Raw genomic sequence first — 17,881 nt, forward strand, 5'->3', positions numbered from 1 at the left:
CTCTCCTGCCGGAAAGCCCAGGCCGGGACATCCGGGCGAACCGAAGGGTCCTACGATGCGTCTTCATCTGCTGAACGGGCACGCGGGACCCGGCGCGGAATCCGGCGCCGGCCCTCCCGGGGACACGGGCCCGCGCGCCGTCGCGAGTGACGACACCTGGGGGACATCGATCATGCCGCGTCTGCCGCGCCCGAAGCGCCCGAGCTTCCGCAGGCCCCGTCTGCCGCGCCTGCCGCGTACGCGCAGGGGGCAACGGCGGGCCGTGCAGGCGCTGATGCTCCTGTGCGTACTGGCGCTGCTCCCGGCGACCTGGCTGTACGTGTCGACGGGCGACCGGCTGCGGACGACGGCGGACGCCCCGCGCACCGAGGTCGCGATCGTGTTCGGCGCGGGCCTGTGGGACGGCGAGCCGTCCCCGTATCTCGCCCACCGCCTGGACGCCGCCGCGAAGCTGTACCGGGCCGGACGGATCGAGGCCGTCCTGGTCACCGGCGACAACAGCCGCGAGGACTACGACGAGCCCGACGCGATGCGCGCCTATCTCACCGCGCACGGGGTGCCCGGCCGGCGGATCGTCAGCGACTACGCCGGCTTCGACACCTGGGACTCCTGCGTCCGTGCCCGGAAGATCTTCGGTGTCCACGAGGCCGTCCTGATCAGCCAGGACTTCCACATCCGCCGGGCTCTCGCCCTGTGCCGGGCGGCGGGGGTGCGCTCGTACGGCATCGGCGTGGCCGCCAAGCACGACACCACCTGGTACTACGGCAACACCCGGGAGATCTTCGCGGCGGGCAAGGCCGCGCTGGACGCGGTGTTCGAGCCGGATCCGCACTTCCTCGGCCCGAAGGAGCACGGGGTGACCCGCGCTCTGGCGGCGGCCCGCTGACGAGCGCGGCTCGCCTCGCCGCTCGTGCGCACCGGGGACGTCCTCAGGCCCGCGGGCTGGGACGAGGCCCTGTCCCGAATCGCCGGGGGCCTGGCCCGCACGCGCGCGGACCACGGGCCGGACGCCTGCGGGGTGTTCGGCGGCGGACTGATGGACGAGAAGGCCTACGTCCTCGGCTGTCTCACCGGGCAGGCCAACGGGCATGGCGGGCGCGGGGGACATCGCCATCGGGCGCCGCTCCCGGGGTGGGCGCTCCGCCGCTCGGGCCTGTCAGCGGGCGCTCGGGCCTTCCGGACCGGACTTCCCGGCGGTCCCGGGTGCTTCCGTCGAACCCGAGCCGGGGTGCTTGCCCGGCTTGGGAGCCTGCGTCGAGCAGGAGCTGAGTCCGATGCCCAGGGTGGCGCCGACGGCCGCCCCGCTGAGCGCGAGGAGACGTCGTCGGGTCAAGTCGCGGTCGGCCATGGCCGCACCCTAGGGGCGGGACGGGCCACAGCTCCGGGGGCGCACGGAACGGCCACCCGCACGGGTGCACCCGGGGAAGAGCAAGCACACCCCGGCCCCGCACGGGTGCACCCGGGGAACAGCGGGCGCACCCCGGCCCCGCACAGGCGCACAGGCGCGCCGGGCACGGACGGGAACACCCCGGACCTCTCTCCCCCCGCCCACGCGCGCCGGGGCACGGCCGGCACATCCCGCCCGCTCCCCCGCCGCACGGGCGCGCTTCAGCCGGCCCCGCCCGCCGAACCGTCTCCCCCGCCCCCGCCCCCGTCCCCGCGCCAGTCCCCGTCCTCGATCAGCTTGCCGCCGGACCGCAGGCGGGCCGCGACCGCGGGCCCGGCGACGTACACCCAGGCCCGCACGACCGTGACGCCGTCAGCCCGCACGGCGTCGCGTGCGACGCGTTCGTACAGGCTGCGCGCGTCGCCCGGCACGTACTCCTCCAACTCGTCCAGCTCCTCCAGCAGTTGCTCGTAGGCCTCCGGCCGGGCGGTCACGATCTCGCCGCACACCGCGCCACCGGGTTCGTCGACGGCGTACGGGTATCCGGGCCCCGCGTACAGCGCGAGCCCGCGCATCCGCCCGGGCTCCTCGGAGCGGGTACGGCCGCGCAGGAACAGGTCGTGGTTGTGCTCGCCGGGCCGCAGGGTGCCGTAGACGAAGAAGGGCAACTCCGCTTCGCCACGGGGGCCGACCGGGCTCAAGGGGCCGTCTCCTCCTCCAGCCAGCGCAGATAGTCCGGGCTTCCCGCCACGACCGGGGTCGCGATGATCTCGGGTGTGTCGTAATCGTGGGCGTCCAGGAGATACGCCTCCAGCGCCGGGTAGCGCGCCGCGGTCGTCTTGAACTGGATCCGCCATTCGGAGGCCGTCTCCACGGCGCCCTCCCAGCGGTAGACGGAGATGACCGGCCCCGAGATCTGGGCACAGGCCGCGACCCGCGCCGCCACCGCGCCCCGGGCCAGCGCCTCGGCCTTCTCCGCCGCGTCCGTCGTGGTCAGGACGGCCAGGCAGGCCGGCAGTTCCATGATCGCCTCCATTCGTGAGGGTACGGAAACGATTCTCGCCGCATCCCGCACGCACCAGGCAGGCGCTATGGACATGACATGTCATGCACCTTTAAATCGGATGCAGCTCCCAGCGCCTCCCCCACGGGCCCCACCCCCCACACGCCCTCCCCAAGGCACCTTTCCAAGGAGACCGATGAGTCGAATACGGCACATCCGAGGTTCCTCTCTCGCCACCGCAGGCGCCGCCGTGACCGCGGCCACCCTGCTGGCCGCCGCGCTCGCCCCGGCCGCGAACGCCGACAGCGGGCCGACCCGGGCGACCGCCGTCGAGAACGCGGCCTCGGTACTGGCGGCCCACGCCGCGGACCTGGGTCTCACCGCGGCTCAGCACACCACCGTCCGGGACGTCGTCGTCGACAAGGACGGCACCCAGCACGTGCGCTACGACCGGACCTACCGCGAACTGCCCGTACTGGGCGGCGACTTCGTGGTCCACCTGGCTCCGGACGGTTCGTACCGAGGCGCGAACCGCGCGACGGGCAAGGCCATTTCGCTGGCCGACGTCACCCCGGAACTCTCCGGCGCGAAGGCGGCCGGCCTGGCGGTGAACGCGCTGCGCGCCGCCAACCCCGGTGAGGCGCTGAAGAAGGTGACGGCGAGACCGCGGCTGATCGTCGACGCCCTGCACGGAACTCCCCGGCTGACCTGGCGCACCGACGCCGTGGGCCAGGACCGGCTCGGCAACCCGGTCGCGCGCACGGTGCTGACCGACGCCCGCACCGGCGCGCGGATCGACGCGTGGGACAGCGTCGAGACGGCGACGGGCGACGGCAACTCGCTCTACGGCGGCACGGTCCCGCTGGAGACGACGCAGTCCGGATCGACGTATCAGCTGAAGGACCCGACGCGCGGGAACACGTACACGGGCGACGCGGCGAACAAGACGGACCTGTGCATCTTCGGGATCTGCATCAGCAGGGCGCCCGCGACGCTCTTCACCGACGCCGACAACCACTGGGGCACGGGCGCGACTTCGGACCGCTCCTCCGCCGCGGTGGACGCGCAGTACGGCACGAACGAGACCTGGGACTACTACAAGAACGTCCACGGGCGGAACGGCATCGCGGGCGACGGCAAGGGCTCGTACAACCGCGTGCACTACGGCAACAACTACAACAACGCCTTCTGGGACGACAGTTGCTTCTGCATGACGTACGGGGACGGGGACGGCTCGACGTTCGGGCCGCTCGTCGCGCTGGACGTCGCCGGGCACGAGATGTCGCACGGCGTCACCTCGAAGACGGCCGCGCTGACGTACTCGGGCGAGTCCGGCGGCCTGAACGAGGCGACGTCCGACATCTTCGGAACGATGGTGGAGTGGTACGCGAACAACTCCTCGGACGCCGGTGACTACCTGATCGGCGAGGAGATCGTCCGCTCCGGCTTCGGCAAGCCCGCCCTCCGCTTCATGGACAAGCCCTCCAAGGACGGCAACTCGGCCGACTGCTGGAGCAGTTCGGTCGGCAACCTGGACGTCCACTACTCCTCCGGCGTCGCCAACCACTTCGCCTACCTCCTCTCGGAGGGCAGCGGGGCGAAGACCGTCAACGGCGTCGGCTACGACTCCCCCACCTGCAACGGCTCCACGGTGTCGGGCATCGGGCACGACAAGGTGGGCAAGATCTGGTACCGCGCGCTGACGGTCTACATGACCTCGTCGACGAAGTACGCGGGCGCGCGCACCGCCACGCTGAACGCGGCCAAGGACCTCTACGGAGCGGGCAGCGCCGAGTACGCCGCCGTGGCGGCGGCCTGGTCGGCGGTCTCCGTGGGCTGACCCGCGCCGGACGCCCTCCGGCCGCGAAGAGTCACGAAGAGTCCGGAGCTCCCCGGTCGCCGTGGGCAGGCGCCGTCAGGTTCGCCTGCCCACGGCTCCCTGGGAGCATGTCCGCCCCCGGCGGCCGATAGTCCTCCCGCACCGACCGGTGCGCACTCACATCCACACCCGTCTTCGCGGTGACGGTGGAAACGTGTTCGAGCGGGCGTTTCGTCCGGCCCTCGGGGAAGACCGCCCCCTCGGCCGGCGGGCGGGCCGACGAGCATGCCGCCGGGCCGAGGGCACCTGCGGGCCGCCGGGCCGGGGGTACCCGCGGGCCGGTCCGGGCCGCCGCCGACGGACGATCCCGCCTCCTGGCGGACAGGCCCGTACTTCCGGCGGGCGAACTCGGACTCCCCGGCGAGCGAGCCCACGCCCTCTGCGGACGGCCCCGGGCACCCGGCGGACAAGCCCCGGGTCACCCATTCACACCCGCGCCCCGGCTCCTTCGGATTCCCGTGCGCGGTAAACCAGGTTCACACCGGTGACCTGCCGGAATGCCGGGGCTCCCGCCCCACCCGGCGTCCCGCCTGACACCCGTTCACATCATTTCTGACGCTCCATCAGAGAGCGGCCGCGGTCATGTGCCACTTACCTCGGAAGGGCAGGGGTGCGACCGACGCTGCGGCACTTGGGGGTGCCGCGGGCCGTGCCCCCTCGGAGGAGCTGGCACGATGCGACGTACCGCCCGTCTGCTGACCGGTACCGCGCTCGCCGTCGCCGTCGCGGGGCTGGCCGCCGCGCCCGTGTACGGCGGGGACACCGGAAGTCTGGAGGTGTTCCCCTCCAGCGTCGTCCCCGGCGAGGACGTCACCGTCAACACGGCCGCGTGCGGCTCGGACGGCACCGCGAGCGGGGACGCGGGCGCGGTGGGCGGCGGTTCCTTCACGCTCGCCGCCAGCGCGCACGAGCACGACGCGATCGGCCAGTTCCAGGTGCCGCCGAGCGCGCAGCCGGGAACGTACGAGATCGTCGCGACGTGCTCCCACGGCCGGCGCGTCACCGGCGACCTCCTGGTGACCCTCGCCGCCACGCGCGAGCAGGTCCAGCCGCGCGGGCATGTGGACACGGGTGTCGGCGGCGCGCTGGGCCCCGACCCCGTTCAGACCGCGGCGGGAGTGGCGGCACTGGCCGTCGCCGCCGCGGGCGGTACCTGGCTCCTGCATCGCCGGGCGAGAGGCGACGGGATCTGACGGACACCCTCCGCTGTCCGTCCGCCGGTACCGCCGTCCCTCCCCCTCCGTGGCCCGACGCCCCTCGCGGCCCGGAGGGGGAAGGGACCGGCATCGTCGAACACCCCACGGCCGTCGCGGGCGCCGGCCGGTCCCACCCCGGAAGGGAACCCGTGAGGAGGCTCGCGTGCGCCGGGTCAGCAATGCCGTCATAGCGTCGGTCACGGTCGTCGCCCTGTGCTCGGGTGCCTGGCTGCTGGGCAGCGGCGCCGAGGCGCACCCGCCTCCCCAGCCGTCCGCGGCGCAGTCGGCGACCGCCGGAGACAGAGCGCGGTCCACCGGCCCCGCGATGCCCCACTCCCCGCCGGACCGCATCCGCATCCCCGCGATCGGCGTGGACGCCCCCCTGATCGGCCTCGGCCTCACCCCGCGGGGCAGCCTGGACGTGCCGCCCGCGCGGAAGAAGAACCTGGCGGGCTGGTACGAGGCCGGGACCAGCCCCGGTGAACGCGGCACCGCGATCGTGGCCGGGCACGTCGACAACGCGGAAGGCCCCGCCGTCTTCTACGACCTGGGCTCGCTCCGCACGGGCAGCAAGGTCGAGGTGGGCCGGCTCGACGGCAGAACGGCCGTCTTCACCGTCGACGCCGTCGAGGTGTACGACTCCCGCTCCTTCCCCGACGCGAAGGTGTACGGCGCCGCGCGCCGGCCCGAGCTGCGGGTCATCACCTGTGGCGGCGGCTACTCGCCCACGACGGGCTACCAGGGGAACGTGGTCGTCTTCGCCCATCTCACCGGCAGCAGCCGGTAGCCCGGGGCGAGCCGCGAAGCGTCGCCGGGGGGCGGGCGGATCGCAGGCCGCGGGCCGCCGCCTGCGGTCCAGGGCGGGCCACGGACTACCGCCGAGGGCTCAGGCAGTCCACTGACGACTGCCGAGGCCGGGTTCGGACGGGCCACTGACGACTGCCGAGGTTCCGGGTTCAGGCGAGCCACTGCTGATACGCCATGTTCGCCACCAGCGCGAACACCACCGTCAGCAGGACCGCCCGGACGAACCCGCTGCCCTGCTTGAGCGCGGTCCGCGCCCCCACCATGCCGCCCGCCAGATTGAACACCGCCATCAGGGCGGCCAGTTCCCAGAACACCGTGCCCTTCCAGGCGAAGGTCGCGAGGGCGCCCAGGTTGGTGCAGCAGTTGACGATCTTGGCGGTGGCGGAGGCCGTCACCAGGTCGAGGTGGAGCAGCGCGGTGAGGGCGAGTACGAGGAACGTGCCCGTGCCGGGGCCGATGAGCCCGTCGTAGAAGCCGATGCCGAGGCCCGCCAGGCCGATCGCGGCGAGGACGCGGCGCGCGCTGACCGGGGTGGTCGGCGGCGCCGTGCCGAAGGCGGGCCGCAGGATCACGAAGGTACCGACGGCGAGCAGCACGATCATGACGACCGGCTTGAGCACGTCGGTGCTCAGCCCGGCCGCGACGAACGCGCCCCCGGTCGAACCGGCGAGGGCCGCGAGGCCGATCCGTACGGCCAGCCGCACGTCCACGGTTGTCTTGCGCGCGTACGTCACCGCGGCGCCCGTGGTGCCGACGATCGCGACCGCCTTGTTCGTGCCGAGCGCGTACGCCGCCGAGGTGCCGGCGGGCAGTCCGAGCAGCATGGCGGGCAGCAGGAGCAGCCCTCCGCCGCCGACCACCGCGTCGATCCAGCCTGCGGCCAGAGCGGCGGCACAGAGCACAAGAAGCATGGTCAGCGATATGTCGGGCATGATCGCGACCCTAAGGGGCGGGTGGATGCGCGATGCACGGACCCCGTGAAACTTGAGCGATTCCAGAGGTTCGCGCGGCGGATCACCACGTCCGCCGGCCCGCTCCCCCGACACCTCGCTCGACACCTGGCCCGACACACCTGGCCCGACACCTCGCTCCGTACCCTCCCCCGCGCCCTCACACCGCAGCCCCGCCCCGGCTGAGGGCAGCGTTCCCCCCGGGAAACAGAGGTGATGCCACCGGGTAACACCGGCACCGCACGGTGTGGTCATGACCTCGAATACGCGTGTGGTGGTGATCGGCGCCGGCCTCGCGGGCGTCCGGCTCGCCCGGCGGCTCGGTGACATCCGCGCCCTCGGCGACTGCGCCCAGCACGACGGCACGGTCTACGGTCTCGCCGCCCCCGCCCTCGAACAGGCGGACCTGCCGGCCGAATTGCTGGCGGGGGACGCGAACGCCCGCTCCTCCGGCACCCGTTCCCTGACCCGGCTCACCCTGACCGGACGGGACGCCCCCACCGGACGCACACCCTCCGGACTCACCCCCTCCGGTCTCGCCCCCTTCGACCTGGCCGCGTTCGGCGAGACCGAACCACGCCCGGGCGACGACGTCGTCCAGCTCACGGACACCACCCGTGGCACCTACCGCAAGGTCGTCGGCCGCGACGACCGCCCGGTCGGCGGGGTTCTCGTCGGCGAACTCGGCACCGTCGGCGCGCTCGCCCGCGCCCGGGAGGGAGCCGAGCCGCTCCCCGCGGACGGCGCCCCCTGCTCCACCTGCTCACCAACGATGGAGGCTCCTGATGTCCACGACCGCTACCGACGGGGGCCGGCCCCGCCCCACGATCGTGCTCGTCGGCCACGGTATGGTCGGCCAGCGCTTCCTCGAAGCGCTCGCCGAACGCGGTCTGACCGCCACACACCGCGTGGTCGTGCTGTGCGAGGAGCCGCGCCCCGCCTACGACCGCGTCGCCCTCACCTCGTACTTCTCCGGGAAGACCCCCGAGGACCTCTCCCTGACCGACATGGAGTTCATCCGCGGGCACGGCATCGAGCTGCACGTCGGCGACCCGGCCGATTCGGTCGACCGGGCCGCGCGCACCGTGACGGCCAGGTCCGGTCTGACGGTCGGCTACGACACCCTCGTTCTGGCCACCGGCTCCTTCCCCTTCGTTCCGCCGGTCCCCGGCAAGGACGCCGAGGGCTGCTTCGTCTACCGCACGATCGACGACCTGCTCGCCATCGAGCAGTACGCGAGGTCGCGGGCGACGACCGGAGCCGTCGTCGGCGGCGGTCTGCTGGGCCTGGAGGCCGCGGGTGCGCTCAAGGGCCTCGGACTCACCAGCCACATCGTGGAGTTCGCGCCCCGTCTGATGCCGGTGCAGGTCGACGAGGGCGGCGGGGCCGCGCTCCTGCGCACGATCGAGGACATGGGCCTGTCCGTCCACACGGGCGTGGGCACACAGGCGATCGTGGTCGGCGAGGACGGCGCGGTCACCGGCATGAAGCTGTCCGACGGTTCCGAACTCGCCACCGACCTGGTGGTGTTCTCCGCCGGTGTCCGCCCCCGCGACCAACTGGCCCGTGACTGCGGTCTGACGGTCGGCGAGCGCGGCGGCATCACCGTCGACGAACAGTGCCGTACGGTCACCGACCCTCAGGTGTTCGCGATCGGCGAGTGCGCGCTGGCGGCGGACGGCCGGGTGTACGGCCTGGTGGCGCCCGGCTACGAGCAGGCGGAGACGGCCGCGGCGACCATCGCCGAGGACGAGAGGGCGTTCACCGGCGCGGACCTGTCCACCAAGCTCAAGCTGCTCGGCGTCGACGTGGCGTCCTTCGGCGACGCCCACGGCACCACCGAGGACTGCCTGGACGTCGTCTACTCCGACTCCCGCGCGGGCCTGTACAAGAAGCTGGTCATCGGCCGGGACGGCACACTGCTCGGCGGCATCCTGATCGGCGACGCGGAGGCGTACGGAACGCTGCGCGCCTTCACCGGCTCGGTCCCGCCGGTCTCCCCGGAGTCCCTGGTCCTGCCGGCGGGGGCAGGCGCCCCCGTGCAGCTCGGCCCGTCCGCGCTGCCGGACCAGGCGGTCGTCTGCTCCTGCCACAACGTCACCAAGGGCACGATCCGCGGCGCGGTGACCGAGCACTCCTGCACCACCGTGCCAGAGGTCAAGAAGTGCACCAAGGCCGGTACGGGCTGCGGCAGTTGCGTCAAGGTGCTGGGCCAGCTGGTCACCGCCGAGCTGGAGGCGAGCGGCGTCGAGGTCGACAAGGGCCTGTGCGGCTGCTTCGGGCAGACCCGCGAGGAGCTGTACGAGATCGTCCTGGCGCTCAGGATCGCCTCGTACCGGACGCTGCTGGACCGGTACGGCCGCGAGGACGCCCGGGGCGGTGACGGCTGCGAGGTGTGCAAGCCCGCCGTCGGCTCGATCATCGCCTCGCTCGCGCCCACGATCGGCGCCGACGGCTACGTCCTGGACGGCGAACAGGCCGGGCTCCAGGACACCAACGACCACTTCCTCGCCAACCTCCAGAAGAACGGCTCGTACTCGATCGTGCCGCGCATCCCCGGCGGCGAGATCACTCCCGAGAAGCTCATCGTGATCGGCGAGGTGGCACGGGACTTCGGGCTCTACACGAAGATCACCGGCGGTCAGCGCATCGACCTGTTCGGCGCTCGGGTGGAACAACTCCCGCTGATCTGGGCCCGGCTGGTCGACGCCGGCTTCGAGTCCGGGCACGCGTACGGCAAGTCGCTGCGGACGGTGAAGTCCTGCGTCGGGCAGACCTGGTGCCGGTACGGAGTGCAGGACTCGGTGCGGATGGCGATCGACCTGGAGCTGCGCTACCGGGGTCTGCGGTCCCCGCACAAGCTCAAGTCGGCGGTCTCCGGGTGCGCCCGCGAGTGCGCCGAGGCCCAGTCCAAGGACTTCGGCATCATCGCCACCTCCAGCGGCTGGAACCTCTACGTCGGCGGCAACGGCGGCGCGACCCCGCGCCACGCGGACCTGCTGGCCCAGGACCTGTCGGACGCCGAACTGATCCGTCTGATCGACCGCTTCCTGATGTTCTACATCCGCACCGCGGACCGCCTGGAGCGCACCTCGACCTGGCTGGAGCGGATTCCCGGCGGCCTCGACCACGTCCGCGAGGTGGTCGTGGAGGACTCACTCGGCATCTGCGAGGAGCTGGAGTCGCTGATGACCGCGCATGTCGCGAACTACCGGGACGAGTGGGCCGAGACCATCAACGACCCGGAGAAGCTGGGCCGGTTCGTGTCGTTCGTGAACGCCCCCGACACCCCGGACCCGGTCGTCGGCTTCGTTCCCGAGCGCGACCAGATCAAGCCCGACCTGCCGCTGCTGACCATCGGACACCGCCCCCTGGAAGCCCTGGAAGGAAGTGCCCAGCGATGACCCTGGCACCCGAGACGACCCGGCCGACGACGGCCCTCACGCTCCAGCTCCTGTTGGAGGACGACTGGTTCACGGTCTGCGAGCTGTCCCTGCTGACCCCCGGGCGGGGCGTCGCCGCCCTCCTCCCGGACGGCCGCCAGGTCGCCCTGTTCACCGACCGCGCGGGACGGACGTACGCGATCGACAACCGTGATCCGTTCAGCGGGGCCGCGGTGCTCTCCCGCGGGCTGACCGGAACCCACCGGGGCCGCCCGTTCGTCGCCTCGCCGCTGCTCAAGCAGCGCTTCGACCTGGAGTCCGGGCGGTGCCTGGACGACGACGAGGTACGGGTGGCGACGTACGAGGTGCGGGCCGCCTGACCCGGTCCGGTCCGGTCCGGGTCTCCCCGGGGTGCGGCCGCGGTGTCAGCCCTTGAGTCCCTCGTACGTGACACCCGTCAGCCGCTCCGAGGCGGCCCAGAGCAGCTCCGCCCTGGTGTCGTCGCGGGTCCGGCCGGCCCGCCAGGAGGTCGCGGGCGAGCCGCGCCACATCGCGAACGACGGTCCGACGAAGGTGTCGGGCCGCACGCCGGGGGCGGTGGCCGCGTACAGCGACGGCAGGGCGCCCGCCTCGGCGCTCTGTGCGAAGACGCGGTTGCCGATCTCCATCAGCCGCTCGGCGCGCCTGCGCCCCTCCAGCCGGGGCCCGGCGGTCTGCAGGTTGGTGGAGGCGTACCCGGGGTGCGCCGCGGCCGCGACGACATCGGACCCGGCGGCGGACAGCCTCCGCGCGAGCTCGTGCGTGAAGAGGAGGTTGGCGCTCTTGGACCGGCCGTAGGCGATCCACTTGCGGTACGGCTGCTTCTCGCTGTCGAGGTCGTCGAGGTCGATGTCCGAGAGCGCGTGGACCATGCTCGACACGGTGACGATCCGCGCTCCGGAGGTCTTCGCGATCACCGGGAACAGCAGCCCGGTGAGGGCGAAGTGCCCGAGGTGGTTCACACCGAACTGCGTCTCGAATCCGTCGGCCGTCGTTCCGTACGGCAGCGCCATCACGCCCGCGTTGTTCACGAGCAGGTCGAGGCGGTCGCAGGAGAAGGAGTCCGCGAACTCCCTTACGGACGTGAGGTCCCCGAGGTCGAGCCGACCGAACTCCACCTCGGCGCCAGGGACTTCGGCGGCGATTCGCTCGGCCGCTTCCCTGCCGCGGGTCTCGCTGCGGCAGGCGAGCACCACCCGGGCCCCGCCGCGCGCCAGCTCGCGCGCGGTGACGAGCCCCAGCCCGCTGTTGGCCCCGGTGACGACGGCGACCCGCCCCCGCTGCCCGGGCATGTCCTTCGCACCCCAGCCACCCATGCCCCGCTCCTCCCGCTGCCTCACCGTCGGCCCCACCCTACGGACGCCGCTCCGCCCGGTACACACCCCTCCGGATCCCGTACCGCGCGCCCGCCCCGATCACCTTCCAAGTCCCGCGCTCCGTGAGGACGACACCGAGCCCGGCGCCCGCGTTGCGGGGGGCACCGACCAGGTGAAGAGTGGAATGTGGGCCCGGTCCGCAACGGATGAAGCAAGCACCCCGCGAAGCGCATCTGGAACCCCCATGGCCAGAACCTTCAGGCGACGCGCCGTCCACAGCGTCAACGCATCCCTCTTGGCGGCGACGCTCGCTTTTCCAGCCGGTCTGGCAAGTGCGACCGCAGCGCTCCAGGCCCCCGGCACGAGCAGGACGTCAGCGGTCGGGACAACACCGCCTCCTACACCGGGGGACAGTCCGCCTCCCTCGTCGACGCCGAGCAACACGCCGACACCCAGCGGCACGACCTCCGCACCGAGCGGCACACCTACGCCCAGCGGCACCACCTCCGCATCGACGGGTGCGTCGTCGGATCAGGAACAGCCACCGAACTCTGACCAGTCGTCACAGCCGCCGGGTTCCGGTGACACGGGCCGAGGGGATACCGACCCTCTCGCGGAACAAAAGAAACAAATCGACGAAACCGCGACGCGCCTGAACGAGACGAAGGGAAGCGTTCCCGGGGAACTCGCGCCGACTGTCGACGAATTGACCACCACGCTCGAAGCGGTCAAGGACCCCGGGACGTCGCTGCGGGACCGGCAAGGGGTCATCGAGAGCGTCGACCATCTGACCGTCGCGCTGAAGGCCACCGGTGACGACAGCACGCCTCCGCAGCTCCGGAAACAGCTGACCGCACTCGTGAAGCAGGTGTCCTCCGCCCTGAAGCTGGGGCACGACGCGCAGGTGCCGTCCGAGACACGGTCCTCCGTTCTCCTGGTCATGACGCGCACGACGTCCGCGCTGGACATGATCTGCGACTCCCGGACACCAGCGGAGCTGCGAGGACAGCTGCTGGCGATTACGGGAGGGTTGAGCAGCGCGGTGACGGGGGGCCATCAGACGGCCTCGCTCCGGGGGTTCGAGGAACAGATGGGCGTCGCGCAGGCAGACGCCGCCACCCCGGAAACGTCCCCGGAGAGTACCGCCGCGGCCATGCCTCCGAAGCACCGGTACGCGCTCGTTCAGGCCGTGTACGAGCAGAACAAGAAGCTGCGGGTGTTCAACGATCCCGAGTCGTCGTCCAAGGACCGGGCCGAAGCCGAGAAGGACATGCGGGATCAGTCCGCTCACATCAGCGACAAGCAGGAGGAGGCGGCCTCGGCCCAGGGACGGCCGGAGGACCCTCTCGGCAAGGCGGCCGAGACCTGCACCAACGCCATATTCAGATCGTCGGCGGGGAATGAACTCCCCGAGGAGCTGAAGGACCTGGTTCCCGGCAGTTGGCGTCCGGAAGGAGTCAAGGACTTCTGGAAGAGCAAGGAAAAGAGCGACATCCTGCTCGACGTCCTCGCCGAGTTGCAGAACAACGCGAACGTCCACGCACCGATCAAGATCGCACCGCTCATCACCGAGCTCGCCAAGGTCGTTCCGAGGGACGATCTGTGGTCCACCATCGGCCAGCGGGCTTCCTACTGCCAGTCGACCGCCGCTTACCTCGACGAGGACTACGGGGTCGCCGTCGGCACCTGGCTCGAGTAACCCGGTGGCAGCAGAACAGGGGGCGGAGCAAGCAGCTCCGCGAGGGAGACCTCGTAACTCATATGCGCCCGCGCGGCCCCGTATCTTCCCCGCTCCCTCTTCTCCTTCTGCACTCCGCCCGTCTCCCCTTTGAAATCGTACGGAGAAATCAACGAATCGGGGATGCGTCCCGGGGACCAGAACGCCGTCACATAGCGCGGCTTTCGCGTCAGATTGACGAGGTTGTCGTTGTGCCACACTCTCCCGTGGTAATAGATCTGCTGAAAGCACCCCTTTTCCGGAGAGCAGTAGTATCGCTTGTCATCTTTATCCCATGAATAATGAGGCGTTTTGAACTCCTCCACGTCGATCTTCCCTCGGTCCTTCCTCATGTATGAGATCGTCAGGTCGACGCTCAGGATGTCGTACCTGGCATCCTTGGGCAGCTGGACCACGTGCTTGCGCGCATACTCCTCCCCGATTTCGAGCCGCTCGCCAGGGCCGTAGAAATGCCCGCTGCTGATCGTGGTGTACACGAGGTGGTCGACATAGCGCTCCGCTTCCCCCGAGTCCTCGCCCCGCCGGCCCGCGCTCTCTCGCCACTCCCGCATGAGGGCCCTGTCGGCAGGGTCTGTGGAGTACGCACCCCCTCTGCCGGAGACCGTGTAGCTGTCGTTCAGGATGTACACCGGAATCCCTCCCGTGTTCTTCATGTAAAGCGTCAGCGGGACCTGGAGAAACCCGAGCGAACGGTCCACCCGCGATCTCCCGAATTCCACCTTCAGAGTGAGGTGCATCGGGGCCGCCGCAGGCTGGTACATGGTCGAATACGCCAGGCTGACGCCGGTCAGGAGCGCGGTGGCGACCACTCCGGCCGCGAACCTCTTGGGCTGGGGGATTTCCTTCCACGATCTGTTCCGTACAAGAAGGCACAGGGCCCACAGAGACCAGCACCAAAGCGGCATGAACACCAGCAGATAGGGCGTGAACTCCATCTCTTCGAGCCACATGAACAGCAGCAGACTGTCGGTGGCCAGCGCGATGAGCACGCCGAGCAGGACGATCGCCCCGGAGGCACGGAACTGCCGTTTCCCCCCGTAGTCGAGTGCCGCGACGGCCGCCGCGCCCTGCACCGCACCCGACAGGACGAACACGATCCCGTTGAGCCGTTGCGCGAAGGTCAGGGCCCCGAAGGCGTCGGGCCCCCCGATGACCGCGCTGAGGACCATGGACGCGAGCAGCCCGGCCACCATGAGCACGGTGACCGCGTGCCGTCTCCCCGCGCGGTCGGGCCACGTCCCGCTGTCGCCTCCGCGCCAGCAGACGGCTGCCGGATCCTCCAGATCCAGGTCCTCCGGGTGACCGAGGCGCCCGAGGATCCTCCGCAGTCCGGATGCCGACCAGGCATGGCCCACCGCCTCTCCGCCCACGACGACCCGCCGCAGCCCACGGCTGTCCGGCGGCTCGACAACGACCCAGGGACGGATGCTCATGGACCCAGGCTGGAACCCGCGACGACCCGGTGCACGCGGAGCTACCCCGTTCGGCTCCCCGGAGCACCCGGGGTGCGGCCCGCGCGTCTGCCCGCTGTCAGCCGACGCACACGTTCTTGTCGGCATGCGACTGCGGGACGCCGGCCGGGGGCTCGGCCGGGCCGGTGACAGGCACTCCGGGGCCCTTGAAGTCACGTCCGAGGGTGAGAGTCATGTCGGTCCCGGCCCCTGAGCCGTCCTTGCCGGGGTGGAGCGCCGAGGCGGACAGACCCATCATCGCGGCGAGGGCCCGGGCCTGGTCGGCCTGGCCGGGAGCGTAGGCCAGGGTCGTACGGTCCTGCTGCCCCTCTGGGGCGTTGCCGCCGTTGGTGGAGTGGGGGACGCCCTTGGTGTTCTGCAGCCACTCCAGGGTGGTCTGCGCCGAGCCCTGGGGGCCGCCGCCGTTGTAGACGGTGACCCGGACCTGCGACGGGTCCGCCTTGGGGCCCTTCAGCTTGGCGTCGGAGGCCGTGGGCTTCTTCGCGACCTCGGTCAGCGAGACGTCGTTCTTGAGCGCCGTGAAGAGCGCGGGCGCCCTGGTCTCGTCGACCACGACGGTCCTGTGGTTCTTCCCCTCGGCCGGGTTGTCGACGACCGGCAGCGTCGTGAAGGTGATGTGCTCGGGATCGACCTGGTTGAGGTCCTTGGCGAGGGCGGTGAGCTTGTCGACACCGCCGATGCCGGTGTCCACCGTGAGCGACTTGGTGGCCGCGTTCGCCAGTTTGAAGAGCTTCCGGGGATCGGTGAGGGTGTTGCGGGACTTCATCTGACGGATCATCGAACTCAGGAACTGCTTCTGCAGGTCGATGCGGTCCAGGTCGCTGCCGTTCTTCAGCGAGTGACGGGTCCTGACGAACTGCAGGGCCTGTTCGCCCTGGACCGTGTGCGGGCCGGCGGGCAGGCGCAGATGGGAGCCCTGACCCCGCTCGTCCGTGTCGTCGATGTCATGGGTGAGGCAGATCGGCACGCCTCCGACAGCCGTGGAGAGGGTCTTCACGGCCTCGAAGTTGACCAGGATGAAGTGGTCGACCGGCAGGCCGGTGAGCGCGGTGACGGTCCGCATGGTGCAGCCCGGATCGCGGCCCTCCTGCCCGAGGCTCTCGTTGAAGCGCGGGCTGTATGGCGCCTTGGGCGTCCCCTTGATCGTTTCGGTGGAGCCGTCCTTCTGCTTGGTCGGGCAGGCCGGGATGCCGGTGACCATGTCGCGCGGAATGCTCATCGCCGTCGCGTTCGACCGGTCCTTCGCCACATGGAAGAGGATCGTGGTGTCGGCGTGGCCCACGCTGCCGGCGTCCCCGTACTTCCCGCCCAGGCCTATTCGGCTGTCGGTGCCGATGACCAGGATGTTCACCGCGTCGTCGCTGGTCGCGTTCTTGCTGCCCGCCGTGCCGACGTCCACCGTGCTGATGTTGTCGTTGAAGTGCCGGTACAGCATGTAGGCCCCGGCACTGCCCGCCAGCAGCACGAAGCCCAGCGTCCCCGCGGTCCATGTCAGGACCTTCCGCTTCGTGGACCGCTTGGCTTTGCGGGACCTCACCGCGCCGCCGCGGCGAGTGCCCTCGCCCGGCTCCGGGACGGGCCGCCGTTCCCCCTCGCCGCGCGCGCGACTCCTTCGCTGCCCCGGCACCGTGGCGGCCGGAGCGCCATCGGCTCCTGTCCGCAGCCGGTACTCACCGGTCTCCGGGTCGAGGACCCACTGGTCCGCGGGGTCGATGTTGCTGCCGCCTTGCGTGTCCACGGTCCTCCGTCTGTGCTCCGCCGCCCCGGGGCCCTGCCACCCGACCCGTGCCGGATCCACCCCGCGGCCGACCTCGGGATGACCGTTCAGACATTCGAATGCGGTCGATGGTTGCACTCGGGCGACACACAACAGCCCTACTGGACAAGAGGCTTGACGGAACCCAGCCGCCCCGGAAGGCACAACGGGGCACAAGGGCCGTACGGACTGAAACATCCGAAAGGGCGGCACCTCTCCGCACAGGATGTACGGCTGACCGACTTCCTGGCCGGGAAGTCAGCCCTTCCCTCGCACCTGAGGGCACTCTCAGGGCACTCAGGGCGGGTCATGGCTGCGCTCAAGAGGTGAGCCGTACACCCCTACGACTCCCTGGTGAACTTCACGTCCAGTCCGCACGAAAAGTCCCGGTCGTCCGTCGCGCACAGCGCCTTGCCTCCGTCCACCACCGCCAGGTCGAACTGGCAGTTCTCGGCCGCGCCGTGAAACGAAAGACCGATCCAGGAACCGGACTTGGCAGTCTTCTCCCCGATTTCGGTGCCATGGCCCTCCGCGGCATAGAACGCCCAGCCGCCTTTGGAGGGCTTGCCGGGGCACGTTACGGCGGCGAGGTTCTCCGAATCGAGACCATTGGCGGTAAACGTCCGGTCGGCGGCAATGGTGAACTTCTCGCCGTGCGGTCCCACCCAGTTCCCGGTGATGCGGTCGGCCGTGACCTTGGTGGTCGGCTGACTGCCGACACACGCGGCGACCAGCAGGAACGGTGCCAGGGCGGCGCATATTTTCAGGGTGGTTCGGTGCACGCGGCCACGATAACTTCGGAAGTTCCGTGGACGGCGAGCGAACGTCCTTTTGAGTGCCTGATCGAGCGGCTAGGGTCCCGCTCATGGGGGCTCATCTGAGTGACGACGGCCGGTACCACGGGGAACTGCCATGCCGATGGTGTGAGACGCACATCAACCAGGCAGGGCGACGC

The 17,881-nt window shown here is 70.9% G+C and carries 15 protein-coding genes and 2 pseudogenes; 9 read left to right on the plus strand and 8 right to left on the minus strand.

From position 1 onward, the window contains the following. Positions 1 to 172: 172 nt before the first annotated feature. On the plus strand, positions 173 to 886 hold the full coding sequence (locus OG485_RS15620; RefSeq protein ID WP_328674477.1) for a SanA/YdcF family protein: 714 nt from the start codon (positions 173 to 175) through the stop codon (positions 884 to 886). After that, positions 887 to 1,063: pseudogene (locus OG485_RS15625) on the plus strand (molybdopterin-dependent oxidoreductase); the annotation flags it as partial. A 93-nt stretch (positions 1,064 to 1,156) separates the two neighbouring features. Here the strand turns inward: OG485_RS15625 and OG485_RS15630 are convergent. From OG485_RS15630 to cutA, 3 genes are all read right to left on the minus strand, one after another. Further along, complete coding sequence (locus OG485_RS15630) at positions 1,157 to 1,348, minus strand: twin-arginine translocation signal domain-containing protein (RefSeq protein ID WP_328668911.1); 192 nt, start codon at positions 1,346 to 1,348, stop codon at positions 1,157 to 1,159. Positions 1,349 to 1,608: 260 nt separating this feature from the next. After that, positions 1,609 to 2,088, minus strand: a complete 480-nt coding sequence (locus OG485_RS15635; RefSeq protein ID WP_328668912.1) for a gamma-glutamylcyclotransferase family protein — start codon at positions 2,086 to 2,088, stop codon at positions 1,609 to 1,611. Continuing rightward, positions 2,085 to 2,411 (minus strand): divalent-cation tolerance protein CutA, encoded by a 327-nt coding sequence (gene cutA / locus OG485_RS15640; RefSeq protein ID WP_328668913.1) that lies wholly within the window; start codon positions 2,409 to 2,411, stop codon positions 2,085 to 2,087. Before cutA ends, OG485_RS15635 begins: the two co-directional genes overlap by 4 nt. 175 nt (positions 2,412 to 2,586) lie before the next feature. On the opposite strand from cutA, the gene OG485_RS15645 reads away from it, so the two are divergent. The 3 genes from OG485_RS15645 (at position 2,587) to OG485_RS15655 (ending at position 6,252) form a co-directional block, all read left to right on the plus strand. Beyond that, positions 2,587 to 4,230: a M4 family metallopeptidase gene (locus OG485_RS15645; protein ID WP_328668914.1), complete on the plus strand. Its 1,644-nt coding sequence runs from the start codon at positions 2,587 to 2,589 to the stop codon at positions 4,228 to 4,230. A gap of 713 nt (positions 4,231 to 4,943) precedes the next feature. Then, positions 4,944 to 5,462 (plus strand): hypothetical protein, encoded by a 519-nt coding sequence (locus OG485_RS15650; protein ID WP_326787963.1) that lies wholly within the window; start codon positions 4,944 to 4,946, stop codon positions 5,460 to 5,462. Positions 5,463 to 5,628: 166 nt separating this feature from the next. Further along, positions 5,629 to 6,252: a class F sortase gene (locus OG485_RS15655; RefSeq protein WP_328668915.1), complete on the plus strand. Its 624-nt coding sequence runs from the start codon at positions 5,629 to 5,631 to the stop codon at positions 6,250 to 6,252. 169 nt (positions 6,253 to 6,421) lie between these two features. Here the strand turns inward: OG485_RS15655 and OG485_RS15660 are convergent, their stop codons facing one another. Beyond that, positions 6,422 to 7,204 (minus strand): sulfite exporter TauE/SafE family protein, encoded by a 783-nt coding sequence (locus tag OG485_RS15660; RefSeq protein WP_328668916.1) that lies wholly within the window; start codon positions 7,202 to 7,204, stop codon positions 6,422 to 6,424. 346 nt (positions 7,205 to 7,550) lie between these two features. Between OG485_RS15660 and OG485_RS15665 the strand changes: the two are divergent. From OG485_RS15665 to nirD, 3 genes and pseudogenes are all read left to right on the plus strand, one after another. Continuing rightward, positions 7,551 to 8,008: pseudogene (locus OG485_RS15665) on the plus strand (NAD(P)/FAD-dependent oxidoreductase); the annotation flags it as partial. Then, on the plus strand, positions 8,008 to 10,626 hold the full coding sequence (gene nirB, locus OG485_RS15670; protein ID WP_328668917.1) for a nitrite reductase large subunit NirB: 2,619 nt from the start codon (positions 8,008 to 8,010) through the stop codon (positions 10,624 to 10,626). The pseudogene OG485_RS15665 and the gene nirB, both read left to right, overlap by 1 nt. Beyond that, positions 10,623 to 10,985: a nitrite reductase small subunit NirD gene (nirD, locus tag OG485_RS15675; RefSeq protein WP_328668918.1), complete on the plus strand. Its 363-nt coding sequence runs from the start codon at positions 10,623 to 10,625 to the stop codon at positions 10,983 to 10,985. Before nirB ends, nirD begins: the two co-directional genes overlap by 4 nt. A gap of 45 nt (positions 10,986 to 11,030) precedes the next feature. On the opposite strand, the gene OG485_RS15680 is transcribed toward nirD, so the two are convergent. Beyond that, positions 11,031 to 11,960: an oxidoreductase gene (locus tag OG485_RS15680; protein WP_328668919.1), complete on the minus strand. Its 930-nt coding sequence runs from the start codon at positions 11,958 to 11,960 to the stop codon at positions 11,031 to 11,033. Between the two features lie 706 nt (positions 11,961 to 12,666). Between OG485_RS15680 and OG485_RS15685 the strand changes: the two genes are divergently transcribed. After that, a complete protein-coding gene (locus tag OG485_RS15685) occupies positions 12,667 to 13,659 on the plus strand; it encodes a hypothetical protein (RefSeq protein WP_328668920.1) in 993 nt (330 codons plus the stop codon). Here the strand turns inward: OG485_RS15685 and OG485_RS15690 are convergent. The 3 genes from OG485_RS15690 to OG485_RS15700 form a co-directional block, all read right to left on the minus strand. Then, on the minus strand, positions 13,626 to 15,131 hold the full coding sequence (locus OG485_RS15690; RefSeq protein WP_328668921.1) for a hypothetical protein: 1,506 nt from the start codon (positions 15,129 to 15,131) through the stop codon (positions 13,626 to 13,628). The genes OG485_RS15685 and OG485_RS15690 overlap by 34 nt on opposite strands. A gap of 97 nt (positions 15,132 to 15,228) precedes the next feature. Continuing rightward, positions 15,229 to 16,908: an LCP family protein gene (locus OG485_RS15695; RefSeq protein ID WP_328668922.1), complete on the minus strand. Its 1,680-nt coding sequence runs from the start codon at positions 16,906 to 16,908 to the stop codon at positions 15,229 to 15,231. 359 nt (positions 16,909 to 17,267) lie between these two features. Further along, the gene (locus OG485_RS15700) at positions 17,268 to 17,708 is read right to left on the minus strand and encodes a hypothetical protein (RefSeq protein WP_328668923.1); all 441 of its coding nucleotides are present in this window, start codon (positions 17,706 to 17,708) and stop codon (positions 17,268 to 17,270) included. Positions 17,709 to 17,881 lie beyond the last annotated feature (173 nt).

Origin of the sequence: Streptomyces sp. NBC_00328 (assembly GCF_036139655.1) — a bacterium.
GTDB lineage: Bacteria > Actinomycetota > Actinomycetes > Streptomycetales > Streptomycetaceae > Streptomyces.

Bases quoted from the DNA above. Each gene is read 5' to 3' on its own strand.
- OG485_RS15680 (WP_328668919.1), bottom strand. From the start codon at position 11,960: ATGGGTGGCTGGGGTGCGAAGGACATGCCCGGGCAGCGGGGGCGGGTC.
- OG485_RS15650 (WP_326787963.1), top strand. From the start codon at position 4,944: ATGCGACGTACCGCCCGTCTGCTGACCGGTACCGCGCTCGCCGTCGCC.
- nirB (WP_328668917.1), top strand. From the start codon at position 8,008: ATGTCCACGACCGCTACCGACGGGGGCCGGCCCCGCCCCACGATCGTG.
- OG485_RS15620 (WP_328674477.1), top strand. From the start codon at position 173: ATGCCGCGTCTGCCGCGCCCGAAGCGCCCGAGCTTCCGCAGGCCCCGT.
- nirD (WP_328668918.1), top strand. From the start codon at position 10,623: ATGACCCTGGCACCCGAGACGACCCGGCCGACGACGGCCCTCACGCTC.
- OG485_RS15645 (WP_328668914.1), top strand. From the start codon at position 2,587: ATGAGTCGAATACGGCACATCCGAGGTTCCTCTCTCGCCACCGCAGGC.
- OG485_RS15630 (WP_328668911.1), bottom strand. From the start codon at position 1,348: ATGGCCGACCGCGACTTGACCCGACGACGTCTCCTCGCGCTCAGCGGG.
- OG485_RS15690 (WP_328668921.1), bottom strand. From the start codon at position 15,131: ATGAGCATCCGTCCCTGGGTCGTTGTCGAGCCGCCGGACAGCCGTGGG.
- cutA (WP_328668913.1), bottom strand. From the start codon at position 2,411: ATGGAACTGCCGGCCTGCCTGGCCGTCCTGACCACGACGGACGCGGCG.
- OG485_RS15660 (WP_328668916.1), bottom strand. From the start codon at position 7,204: ATGCCCGACATATCGCTGACCATGCTTCTTGTGCTCTGTGCCGCCGCT.